The organism is Caulobacter sp. GW821-FHT10C03 (assembly GCF_059415485.1).
Window position 1 is genome coordinate 259547 of the sequence record NZ_JBWKNI010000002.1, and the last position, 9914, is coordinate 269460.

A 9914-nucleotide genomic window follows, 5' to 3' on the forward strand; every position below is an offset into this window, starting at 1 on the left:
TGGAGGGATAGGCTTACAGGATCGCGCGTTGTCTTATCCAGCCGTGATCAAGCCGCAGGATCTTCTCTGTCCGAAGCCCGCCGGGCTCTACTGCCCGCCCGGCGACTTCTATATCGACCCGGTCCGCCCCGTGGACCGGGCGGTGATCACCCATGGGCATTCGGATCACGCCCGCGCGGGCCACGGGATGGTGGCGGCGACGCCGGAGACCCTGGCGATCATGGCCGAACGCTATGGCGAGGACTTCACCGGCCAGCGTCAGGCGGTTCCCTACGGCGAAAGCTTCACCCACAACGGCGTTGAGGTGACCCTGGTCCCCGCCGGCCACGTGCTGGGCTCGGCCCAGGCGGTGGTGCGCTGGAAGGGCCTGACCATCGTCGTCTCGGGCGATTACAAGCGCCGCCGCGATCCCACCTGCGCGCGGTTCGAGCCTGTGCCGTGCGACGTCTTCGTCACCGAGGCCACCTTCGGCCTGCCGGTCTTTCGCCACCCCGAAGACAGGGGCGAGATCGCCGCCCTGCTGAAATCGGTCGAGCAGTTTCCCGAGCGCGCCCACATCGTCGGCGCCTACGCCCTGGGCAAGGCCCAGCGGGTGATCAGCCTGCTGCGCGAGGCCGGCTGGGACCGGACGATCCATGTGCACGGCGCCATGGAGCGGCTGAACCGGCTCTACGAGGCCCACGGCGTCGATCTGGGCCCGCTGGCGCCGGCGACTACCGAGCGCGGCAAGACGGGCGACTTCGCGGGAAGCATCATCGTCGCTCCGCCCTCGGCCCTGGCGGACCGCTGGAGCCGGCGCTTTCCCGATCCGGTCGACTGCTTCGCCAGCGGCTGGATGCGGGTGCGGGCCCGCGCCCGGCAACGGGGCGTGGAGCTGCCGCTGATCATCTCCGACCACGCCGACTGGGACGAGCTGACCGACACCCTGGCCGAGCTGCGGCCCGGCGAGGTGTGGATCACCCACGGCCGCGAGGAGGCCCTGGAGCGCTGGTGCGCCCTGGAGGGCATCCCCGCCCGCGCCCTGCGCCTCGTCGGCTACGACGAGGACGACGGGGAATAGGGCGCCGGGATCAGGAGATCAGGTCGGGACCCGGCGGCGTGGCGTCGCTCTTGGCCTTCTTGCCGCCGCCGAACTTGTTGCGGAACCAGGTCACGAGGCCGCCGAAAGCGGCGATGATCAGCACGATCCCCTTCTTGCCGAAGGCGATCAGCAGGGCCAGCAGGCCGAACTTCTTGGCCGCGGCCACGCCCGCGCCGGCGGCGATCAGGCCGGCGACGCCGAACTCGGCGACCTTGTCCTCGCCCTGCTTGAAGTCGACATAGCGCGAGCCCTGGTCGAACTGGGCGGTGGCGGCGATGCGGCCGGCCATGGCGTGCAGCTCGGGCAGGGCCTCGGGCGCGGCCACGGCGTTGAGGCTGATGACGCCCTTCCGGCCCAGCACGCGGATGTCGTAGTTCAGAGAGTGGGCCTCGCCGCCACCGATCTCCAGGTCGCGGGCCCAGATCAGCACGTGCTTGCCGGCGTCGTAGCTCGGTCGCTCGGCCCAGCCGTTCAGGTGGATGGTCTTGTAGCCGGCCTTCTCGCGCGAGGCGTTCTCCTCGTCTTCGCCCTGGCGCAGATCGACCAGCAGCTTGTCGTAGTCGGTGGTCTTGGCGTCCTCGTCCGCGACATAGCCGACGTCCTGATAGGTGACGATGACGCCCCAGGACTCGTCGTCCAGCGGCTTGAAACGGGCCGGCAGGATCATGCCCAGCACGCCGTCGGCCACGTCCGGCGGGTTGCCCCAGCCCTCGGTCAGCACGCGGCGGGCGGCGGCGGCGTCGAGGAAGTAGAAGTCCGGACCCAGGTCCAGCGAGGCCTTGCCTTCGCTCAGCGCCACCTTGCCGGTGCGACGCGGCAGGCTGTCCTGCCAGCTGATGTCCGGCTTGCCTGCGACGACCTCGGGGTCGGCGGCCAGGGCGGTCGTGGGCAGGACGATCGCCGGCAGCAGGGCGGCGGGCAGGGCGACCGAGGCGACGGCCGCGGCGGTGGTCGTGAAATGACGCATGAATTGTTCCCCCGAACGTACTAGCGCTTAGCTATAGCTGGGCCGCGGGCGTCGGCAAGAGGGCGAGGGGGACCATGGCGAAGGGCATGATGCGGCTGGAAGCCGGCGAGGTGGTCACGACGCTGGATCACCTGCACGCGCGGATCTCCGAGCGGTTTCCGGCCTCCGGCCTGTCGCGGGTGTGCGCGCGGCTGACGGCGACGGCGCGGGAGACGGCCAGGCGCGCGCGGCGGCTGTCGCGACCCTATCTGGCCCTGCGTCTGCCGGTGGCGGCGATCGTCCTGGCGGCCCTGGCCCTGCCGACCTGGCTGATCGTCCGGACGGACTGGCTGGCCGGTCTTCGCGGGACTGACGTGCTGCACGCCGCCGAGGGCCTGGAGCCGGCGGTGAACCTGGCCCTGCTGTCGGCCGGCGCGGTGTGGTTCCTGCTGTCGCTGGAGGCCCGCTGGAAGCGCGCCCGCGTGCACAAGGCGCTGCACGAGCTGCGCTCCTTCGCCCACGTGGTCGACATGCACCAACTGACCAAGGACCCGACCCTGGTGATGGGTCCGCGCACGGCCTCCTCGCCGGCCCGCGAGATGAGCCGCTTCGAGCTGGCCCGCTATCTCGACTACTGCGCCGAGATGCTGGCCCTGACCGCCAAGCTGGCCGCCCTCTACGCCGGCGAGAACGACGACCCGGCGATCCTGGCGGCCGTCAACGACATCGAGACCCTGACCTCCGACCTCGGCCGCAAGATCTGGCAGAAGATCATGATCCTTGGTCAGCTCGATGAGGCGAAGGCCTGAGGCTCACACCACCTTGAACGTGCCCCGCGCCCTCGCCACCGGCTTGCCGTCGGCGAGGACCGTGGCCTCGGCGTAGCAGAGGCTCTTGCCGGGCTTGATGAAGTCGGTGTCAAACGCCAGCCATTGGCCAAGGCTCGGCGCGGCCAGATAGTCGACCCCCAGCGAGACGGTGACGAAGCCGTTGAAGGCCAGGCCCTCGCGGCGCATCCGAACGCCGCACGACAGGCCCATGGCGTTGTCGGCGAGGGCGGCGATCAGACCCCCGTGCGGCCCGCCGCGCGAATTGGCGTGGACCTCGCGCGCCTCCAGTCCCAGCACCCAGCGGTCGTCGCGAACGTCGGCATAGATCGGCTCCCAGGGCGCGGTCAGGGGGCTGGCGCGGGTGTGCGGGACGAAGGGTTCGGGCGGCTGGAACGTCATGGTCGTCTCCGAGGCCAGGCTCTCCATTGAAGTTAAACGAACGTTTGAATTGCATGCAAGCCGCGCCATGGCTTGAACCTGCGTCCGGGCGCGACATTCTCTTTCCATGCGCGCCTTCGCCCATCTTCTCGACCGCCTGTCGCTGACGGCCTCGCGCAACGCCAAGCTGACCCTGATCGAGGACTTCCTGCGCGGGACCGCCGATCCCGACCGCGGCTACGCCCTGGCGGCCCTGACCGGGGCGCTGTCGTTCGACGCCGCCAAGCCGGCCTTCATCCGCAAGGCCGTCGAGGCGCGGATGGACGCCCAGCTGTTCGCCTGGTCCTACGACTATGTCGGCGACCTGGCCGAGACCGTCGCCCTGGTCTGGCCCGCGCGGCCCGGCGCCAATCGCGAGCCTGAGCTGTCGGAGGTGGTCGAGGCGCTGAAGACGACCTCGCGCGCCCAGGCGCAAGCGTTGATCGAGGGCTGGCTCGACGCGCTGGACGCCGACGGTCGCTGGGCGCTGCTCAAGCTGATGACCGGCGGGCTGCGGGTGGGGGTGTCGTCGCGCCTGGCCAAGCAGGCCTGCGCCAATCTCGGCGGGGTGCCGATCGGCGAGATCGAGGAGGTCTGGCACGCGATCGAGCCGCCCTATGGCGACCTCTTCGCCTGGCTGGAGGGACGCTCTGAACGGCCTTCACCCAACGCCCCGGGACGTTTCAGGCCGGTGATGCTGGCCCAGGCCATCGACGAGGCGGTGGATTTCGAGAAGCTCAAGGCCGCCGACTACGCCGCAGAGTGGAAGTGGGACGGCATCCGCGTGCAGGCGGTCAGCGAGCGCGGCGAGCGGCGGCTCTACACCCGCACCGGCGACGACATCTCGGCGACCTTCCCCGACGTGCTCGACGCGCTGGACTTCGAGGGCGCGCTGGACGGCGAGCTGCTGGTCATGCGGGACGACGCGATCGCCAGCTTCGGCGACCTGCAGCAGCGGCTGAACCGCAAGACGGTGGATGCGAAGCTGATGGCCGCCTATCCGGCCGGGATCCGCGCCTACGACCTGCTGCTCGACGGCGAGGAGGATCTTCGGGCCCTGCCGTTCGTCGAGCGCCGCCAGCGCCTGGAGGCCTTCGTCGGCGGGCTGAAGACGTCGCGGATCGATCTCTCTCCGCTCCAGCCCTTCGAGACCTGGGAGGAGCTGGCCGCCCTGCGCGCCGATCCACCGGCCGGTGATCCGGCCATCGCCGAGGGCCTGATGCTCAAGCGCAGGGACAGTTCCTACGAGCCCGGCCGCCCCAAGGGGCCGTGGTTCAAGTGGAAGCGCGACCCGCACCTGGTCGACGCGGTGCTGATGTACGCCCAGCGCGGCCACGGCAAGCGGTCGAGCTTCTATTCCGACTACACCTTCGGCGTCTGGCGCGAGGACGAGACCGGCGAGCGCAAGCTGACCCCGGTGGGCAAGGCCTATTTCGGCTTCACCGACGAGGAGCTGAAACTGATCGACAAGTTCGTCCGCGATCACACGATCGAACGGTTCGGGCCGGTGCGCTCGGTGCGCGCCGACCTCGAGTTCGGCCTGGTGTTCGAGGTGGCGTTCGAAGGGTTGCAGCGCTCGACCCGGCACAAGTCGGGGGTGGCCATGCGTTTTCCCCGCATCAACCGCATCCGCTGGGACAAGCCAGCCAGGGAAGCGGACGAATTGACCACTCTGGAGCGGATGTTGGACTGACGGGTCCAGGATTCACCGATCCTTCGCCTATCGGGGATAGGCGAGGGGGCATGGTGAAGTTTCTAGACTCGCTTCTGCCCCACCTGCCGGCCAACGCCGACGAGCGCTACAGGCAGATCGTCATCCGCCTGGGCCTGACGGGCCTGCTCAGCTGGGCCCTGCATCTGGCCGGGCATGGAGACCTGATCCCCGCTTGGCTGGGCGTCAGCGCCCTGGTCCAAGGGCTGGAGTTCGTCGCCGTCCGGCCCTTCGCCAAGGGTCGCTTCCCGACCCGCAACGTCCGCTTCCACGCGGCCCTGGCCATGGTCGCCATGGCGGTGATGGCGCTCGCCCACGCCGCGGTGGTGACGCTGATCTGGACCAACGGGGCCATGCCGCTGGTGGTGATCAGCCTGCTGGTGCTGGCGGGCGACATGCTCAACAACGTCGCCTCGGGCGTCGACTGCCGGCCGATGTTCTATACCGGCGCCATCCCCTACGCCGTCAGCCTGGCGGCCATGCCGTTCTGGTTCTGGGGCGGCCAGCCGCACGGCATGATCCTGATCCTGGCGGTGACGGCGGTGTTCTTCCTGCTGGTCGTCCACGCCATCTGGAGCCGCGTGCACCAGGCTCGCCGCGCCGTGATGGCCGCCCGCGAGGAGGCCGACCGCCGCCGCATCCAGGCCGAGGACGCGGTAGCCGACCGCGCCGCCATGGCCGCCATCGTCAGCCACGAGCTGCGCACGCCGCTGTCGGCGATCCTGGCCGGGGCCCACCTGATCCGCGCCGGGGTCAATCCGGCCCAGACCGGCGTCACCGCCGACCTGATCGTCGACGCCGGCCAGCTGATGACCGGCCTGCTGACCGACATGCTCGACCAGGCCAAGATCGAGGCCCGGGCCATGAGCCTGGAGGCGCGCGACTTCGACCTGCTGGCGGCGATCCGCGACGCCACCCGCTTCTGGACCGCCGGCGCCAAGGCCAAGGGCCTGACCCTGCGCGAGCCGCCCGCCGAGCAGCCGGCTGTCTGGGTGCGGGGCGACCCGTTCCGCCTGCGCCAGATCCTCAACAACCTGCTTTCCAACGCCGTGAAGTTCACCGAGGAGGGGGCCATCACCCTGCGCCTGCTGGCGGCTCCGGCCGACGAGGGCTGGGTGAAGGTCGAGATCGAGGTGCAGGACAACGGCGCAGGCATCGCTCCGGACGCCATGGAGCGGCTGTTCACGCCCTACACCCAGGCCTCGCTGGAAACGGCCCGCACCTATGGCGGCACCGGCCTTGGGCTGACCGTCAGCCGGCAGCTGGCGCGGCTGATGGGCGGCGAGCTCGACGCGCGTCCGGGCGAGCCGAAGGGCGCGATCTTCCGCCTGACCCTGGCCCTGCCTCAGGGCGCCGAGGAGACCAAGGTCGCCGCCGCCAACGACCAGGGCGCGGCCCCGCCGGAGGTCACGGCCCTGCGGGTGCTGGCGGTCGACGACCACGAGGTGAACCGCCGCACTCTGGCCCTGGTGCTGGAGCCGCTGGGCGTGGTGCTGACCACGGCGCCGGACGGGCTGGAGGCGCTGAAGCGGCTGGAGGCCGAGCCCTTCGACGTGGTGCTGATGGACGTCAACATGCCCGGCCTCGACGGCCGTGAGGCCACGCGCCGCCTGCGGGCCGGCGACAGCGCCAACCGCGACGTGCCGGTGATCGGCTTCAGCGCCGGCGTCGCCGACGAGGAGGTTCAGGCCTGCCGCGCCGCGGGCATGACCGACTGGCTGGCCAAGCCGCTCGACATCGGCCGGCTGTACGAGGCGCTGGAGCGCGCCAGGGGCTAGAGGGGCGGTCTGGCTAGTGGGCCATGTCCGGCGCGCCGCCGCCGGGACCGGTCTGGAACAGCTTGCCCTTCTCGGTGACCAGCACGACCAGCAGGCCGGCCAGGCCGAAGCCGAAGAAGCCCAGGGTCAGCGGCCCGACCGTGCCGTCGAAAAGCTGGCCGATCATGAAGCCGCCCAGCGCCCCGCCGATGGTGGTGATGAAGCCCTGGATCGAGGCCGCTGCGCCGGCGATGTGGCCCAGCGGCTCCATGGCCACCGCGCCGAAGTTCGACATCACCAGGCCGAAGCAGAACATCATCGATCCCTGCAGCAGGGCGAAGGTCCAGACCGTCTCGTGGCCGGTGTGGGCGACGATCGCGTGGATCCCGGCGAAGGCGATGAAGCCCAGCAGCGCGCCGTGCGAGACCTTGCGCATGCCCAGCCGCTCGACGATGCGGGCGTTGACCAGCGAGGCCACGGCGATGCCGCCGGCGATCCCGGCGAAGATCAGGGTGAACCACTCGCCCGCCCTCAGGGCGTCGACGAACACCTGCTGGGCCGAGTTGATGAAGCCGAACAGGCCGGCCAGCACCAGGGTGGCGGCGATCGTGTAGCCGATGGCCGTCCGCTCGGTCAGGGCCTGGCGGAAGGCCGAGAGAATGGCCTTGGCCGAGATCGGCGTGCGGTCCTCCGGGTGCAGGGTCTCGGGCAGCTTCAGGGCCGTCCAGGCGATCACCGCGCCGCCGAACAGCGCCATGACGCCGAAGATCCAGCGCCAGGGCGCGACCAGCACGATGGCCTGGCCGATCGAGGGGGCCAGGATCGGCACGGCCAGGAAGACGATGAACGACAGCGACATGACCTGGGCCATGCGGCGGCCCGAATAGCAGTCGCGGACGATGGAGACGGCCAGCACCCGGGTGGCGGCGGCGCCGACGCCGGTCAGGGCCCGGGCGACCAGCAGCATCTCGAACGAGGTGGTCAGGGCGCAGGCCAGGCTGAACAGCACGTAGAGCGTCAGGCCGGCCAGCAGCACGGGCTTGCGGCCGTAGCGGTCGGCCAGCGAACCGTAGGCGATCTGGGCGACGCCGAAGCCCAGCAGGTAGGCGGTGATCACCCACTGGCGCTCGTTTTCGCCGGTCAGGCCCAGGCTGGCGCTGATCTGCGGCAGGGCCGGCAGCATGGAGTCGATGGCCAGGGCGTTGGTGGCCATCATCGCCGCGATCAGGGCGACGAACTGGATGAAGCCCATGCCCGGATGTGGCGAGGTTTGGCCCGAAGTTCGGGGGGCGGTGGCGGCGGTGGTGTCCCGGGGCATGACGCGATCTCTTCGGCCGTGAACGCGCGAGGCGCCGGCCGGCGCGAAACGCAACGCCCGGCATATAGGCCGCCTGGCGATGCGCGCCAATGGAGAGAGCGCTAGCGCGCCATCTGGAACTGGATGCTCACCGTCTGGCCCTCGCCGACCCGCGAGGCGCCCTCCTGCGACTGGCCGAGGCTGGCGACGCGCAGCAGGGGCTGCGACGCGGCCTGGCCCGGAGGTCCGTTACGCAGGGCGGCGAGCACCGGCTGGGCGCCGGTCAGGGCCTGGTGGAAGGCGGCCGAACGCGCCAGGGCCAGGGCCGCGGCCTGCTGGCCCTCGGCGGTGAAGGCGTCGAGATTGGTTTGGCTGACCACGTTGACGAGGGCCAGCTTGGCCTCGCCCTCGGGGCAGGCGGTCGAACTGGCGCCGCCATAGGCCAGGCAGGGCAGGCGCCTGGCGAGCGAGGCGGCGACCTCGCCGGCGATCTTGCGTCCGCCGGCCGACAGGTTGGCCGTGCCCGGCTCGAACAGCGCGTCGGCCGAGAACGACAGGGCGCCGCCGCTGGTGTCGCCCGCCAGGGGCGCGCCGGCGTCGCGCAGGTCGGCGTCGAGGAACCCCATCAGCGTGCGCTGGGCGTCGTCGGCGGCCACGGTGTTCGCCGCGCCCTGGGCCGGCGGGGCGTAGGAGAAGCAGCGACGGTCGCTTCCGGTCCCGCCGATCAGGCTTTCGGGTACGCACAGCACACGGGCCTTGTCGTCGACCTCGACGGTGGCCTCATGCGGGGTCAGGGCCGTGGCGGTCTGCAGCAGCGCGGCGGTCTGCGGATGCTTGGCCTCGGTCAGCGCCTTGGTCGACTGCCGATACTGCAGAGCGAAGTAGCTGAGCATGATGATGAAGATGAAGATCACCCCCACCATCATGTCGGTCATCGAGACGTAGTAGCTTTCGCCCTCTTCGAGGTCGGGCGTGCGGCGCCGGCGGGCGCGGGCCAGGCCCGCCATCAGGCCAGGCTCGATTCAGCGGGAACGGCGGCGGGGCGCGTCGCGGCGCCGGCGGTCAGGGCGGCCTCGATCCGCGACAGCACGGCCAGTTGCTCCAGCATGACCTTCTCGGGCGGGGCGAAGCGGACGCAGCCGTCCAGCTGGGCGAAGAAATGGGCTTCCAGCGCCTCGATCGCCTTGCGCCGGCGGCGCGCGGCCAGACGCAGGACGATCGAGCCCAGGACGCCGGCGATCGAGGTCCAGAACTTGGTCGCCGCCACGGCCAGCAGGTTCATCAGCGCCGTCTGCATGCCGGCGCCGCCCTGGCGCTGCATGGCGTCGACCGCCTCGGTCAGGGCCGCGACGATGCCCATGAAGGTGATGACCAGGCCGATGGCGACCAGCAGATTGGCCCACCATTCGAGGGTGCGGGCCGGGCCGTCGGCATGCTCGAAGGCGTCGATGGCGTGGATCGGCGCGGCCAGCCGCCCGTCGCCCGTTTCCGCCAACTGGCCGCGATAGGACGCCCAGCCGAGTTCCAGCGTCGGGTGGGCCGAGGCGCTCAGGCGCTTGTCGATCGCCGGGAAGGCGTCGGCGAAGGCCTTCTGGAGGTCCGCCCCGCGCAGCTCCGACAGCAGGTCGCTGCGGCGTCGCAGGTCGTCCTTCAGCGGCGCGTATTCGAAATGGCCCGACTGGAAGATCAGGCCGATCGCCAGCGCCAGGATCGCCCCGGCCATGATCAGGGCGGCGCTGGGCGCGCTGAAGACCGAGACGACGAAGCTCGTGACGGGATCGTGCATCTGCTCTCTCGCGCAATCGGAAGCCGCGGGTAGTACGGCGGTGCGGCGCCAATGCGGCGCAGCTCGACGGTGACGGCGGGCCTCAGGCC

The 9914-nt window shown here is 70.7% G+C and carries 9 protein-coding genes; 4 read left to right on the forward strand and 5 right to left on the reverse strand.

What is annotated here, in order from left to right; all coding sequences use genetic code 11:
* The first annotated feature begins 28 nt into the window (after positions 1-28).
* Complete coding sequence (locus AC07NG_RS03300; RefSeq protein WP_494592172.1) at positions 29-1060, forward strand: ligase-associated DNA damage response exonuclease; 1032 nt, start codon at positions 29-31, stop codon at positions 1058-1060.
* Positions 1061-1070: 10 nt separating this feature from the next.
* On the opposite strand, the gene AC07NG_RS03305 is transcribed toward AC07NG_RS03300, so the two are convergent.
* A complete protein-coding gene (locus AC07NG_RS03305; protein WP_494592174.1) occupies positions 1071-2048 on the reverse strand; it encodes a DUF2167 domain-containing protein in 978 nt (325 codons plus the stop codon).
* 74 nt (positions 2049-2122) lie between these two features.
* Between AC07NG_RS03305 and AC07NG_RS03310 the strand changes: the two genes are divergently transcribed.
* Entirely contained in the window at positions 2123-2836 is a 714-nt protein-coding gene (locus tag AC07NG_RS03310; RefSeq protein WP_487288886.1) for a hypothetical protein, read from the forward strand.
* Between the two features lie 3 nt (positions 2837-2839).
* Here the strand turns inward: AC07NG_RS03310 and AC07NG_RS03315 are convergent, their stop codons facing one another.
* Positions 2840-3256 (reverse strand): PaaI family thioesterase, encoded by a 417-nt coding sequence (locus tag AC07NG_RS03315; RefSeq protein ID WP_110118963.1) that lies wholly within the window; start codon positions 3254-3256, stop codon positions 2840-2842.
* Positions 3257-3362: 106 nt separating this feature from the next.
* On the opposite strand from AC07NG_RS03315, the gene AC07NG_RS03320 reads away from it, so the two are divergent.
* A complete protein-coding gene (locus AC07NG_RS03320; RefSeq protein ID WP_494592177.1) occupies positions 3363-4967 on the forward strand; it encodes a cisplatin damage response ATP-dependent DNA ligase in 1605 nt (534 codons plus the stop codon).
* A gap of 50 nt (positions 4968-5017) precedes the next feature.
* Positions 5018-6763 carry an ATP-binding protein gene (locus AC07NG_RS03325; RefSeq protein WP_494592179.1) on the forward strand — a complete coding sequence of 582 codons (1746 nt, stop codon included), beginning with the start codon at positions 5018-5020 and terminating at the stop codon, positions 6761-6763.
* A 13-nt stretch (positions 6764-6776) separates the two neighbouring features.
* Here the strand turns inward: AC07NG_RS03325 and AC07NG_RS03330 are convergent, their stop codons facing one another.
* The 3 genes from AC07NG_RS03330 to AC07NG_RS03340 all read right to left on the reverse strand — a co-directional run bounded on the left by AC07NG_RS03330 (position 6777) and on the right by AC07NG_RS03340 (position 9825).
* Positions 6777-7994, reverse strand: coding sequence for a multidrug effflux MFS transporter (locus AC07NG_RS03330; protein ID WP_494592335.1), 1218 nt, complete (start codon positions 7992-7994; stop codon positions 6777-6779).
* 167 nt (positions 7995-8161) lie between these two features.
* Positions 8162-9046, reverse strand: a complete 885-nt coding sequence (locus tag AC07NG_RS03335) for a hypothetical protein (protein ID WP_494592181.1) — start codon at positions 9044-9046, stop codon at positions 8162-8164.
* Positions 9046-9825, reverse strand: coding sequence for a hypothetical protein (locus tag AC07NG_RS03340; protein ID WP_494592183.1), 780 nt, complete (start codon positions 9823-9825; stop codon positions 9046-9048). The genes AC07NG_RS03335 and AC07NG_RS03340 overlap by 1 nt, the downstream gene beginning before the upstream one ends.
* Between the last annotated feature and the right edge of the window lie 89 nt (positions 9826-9914).

Excerpts from the sequence above, each read along its gene's own strand:
- AC07NG_RS03305 (WP_494592174.1), bottom strand. The coding sequence starts at position 2,048 with ATGCGTCATTTCACGACCACCGCCGCGGCCGTCGCCTCGGTCGCCCTG.
- AC07NG_RS03310 (WP_487288886.1), top strand. The coding sequence starts at position 2,123 with ATGGCGAAGGGCATGATGCGGCTGGAAGCCGGCGAGGTGGTCACGACG.
- AC07NG_RS03315 (WP_110118963.1), bottom strand. The coding sequence starts at position 3,256 with ATGACGTTCCAGCCGCCCGAACCCTTCGTCCCGCACACCCGCGCCAGC.
- AC07NG_RS03320 (WP_494592177.1), top strand. The coding sequence starts at position 3,363 with ATGCGCGCCTTCGCCCATCTTCTCGACCGCCTGTCGCTGACGGCCTCG.
- AC07NG_RS03325 (WP_494592179.1), top strand. The coding sequence starts at position 5,018 with ATGGTGAAGTTTCTAGACTCGCTTCTGCCCCACCTGCCGGCCAACGCC.
- AC07NG_RS03330 (WP_494592335.1), bottom strand. The coding sequence starts at position 7,994 with ATGGGCTTCATCCAGTTCGTCGCCCTGATCGCGGCGATGATGGCCACC.
- AC07NG_RS03335 (WP_494592181.1), bottom strand. The coding sequence starts at position 9,046 with ATGGCGGGCCTGGCCCGCGCCCGCCGGCGCCGCACGCCCGACCTCGAA.
- AC07NG_RS03340 (WP_494592183.1), bottom strand. The coding sequence starts at position 9,825 with ATGCACGATCCCGTCACGAGCTTCGTCGTCTCGGTCTTCAGCGCGCCC.